The sequence below is a fragment of the Mesorhizobium sp. M0771 genome, assembly GCF_040320155.1.
In the GTDB taxonomy this organism is placed as follows: domain Bacteria; phylum Pseudomonadota; class Alphaproteobacteria; order Rhizobiales; family Rhizobiaceae; genus Mesorhizobium.
Map to the genome: position 1 here is coordinate 1 of NZ_JAMYPC010000073.1, position 755 is coordinate 755.

The following is a 755-nucleotide window of genomic DNA, read 5'->3' on the forward strand; positions in this document are numbered from 1 at the left end:
CCGAATCAAAGGATGCGCTATGGGCCAGGTTCTTCATGGGAGCGCCACGACGACAGAGGCGATCCGTCGAGCGATACAGCATAGTCAAGAGAGCCTGAGGGCGCTGGCGAAGCGCTACGGCATCAATCAGAAGACGGTTAGGAAGTGGAGGAACCGGACGTCGGCCGCCGATCTTCCGACTGGCCCCAGAGATCCGAAGTCGACAGTGCTATCGACTGAGGAAGAGGCGGTCATCGTCGCCTTTCGGCGTTATACGCTGCTGCCACTGGACGATTGCCTCTATGCTCTCCAACCGACGATCCCGCATCTGTCGCGGTCATCCTTGCATCGCTGCCTGCAGCGTCACGGGATAGGCAGGTTGCCGGATGTCGAGGGCGACAAGCCGGCAAGGAAGAAGTTCAAGGCCTATCCAATCGGCTACTTCCATATCGACGTCGCCGAGGTCCGAACCGAGCAGGGCAAGCTGCATATGTTCGTGGCCATAGATCGGACCTCGAAGTTCGCTTTCGTCGAGCTGCACGAGAAGGCAACGACAGCGGTCTCCGCCGATTTCCTGCGCCATCTTCTTGATGCTGTCCCTTACAAGATCCACACAGTGCTTACCGACAACGGCATTCAGTTCACGACCCCAGGTGCCGGCGGCTCGGCCGTTCCGCTGATCAAGGAAGCCATGGCGGCGGGAGAAATCATATGGGCGCACGCCTTCGAACATACTTGCGCCAAGGCCGATATCGACCACCGAACGACAAAGCCAA

The 755-nt window shown here is 58.9% G+C and carries 1 protein-coding gene; it reads left to right on the plus strand.

Annotated features, from left to right (window positions below):
- Positions 1–19 precede the first annotated feature (19 nt).
- Positions 20–755: DDE-type integrase/transposase/recombinase (locus NKI05_RS32220; RefSeq protein WP_352794236.1), on the plus strand; the 736-nt coding region annotated here is incomplete at its 3' end.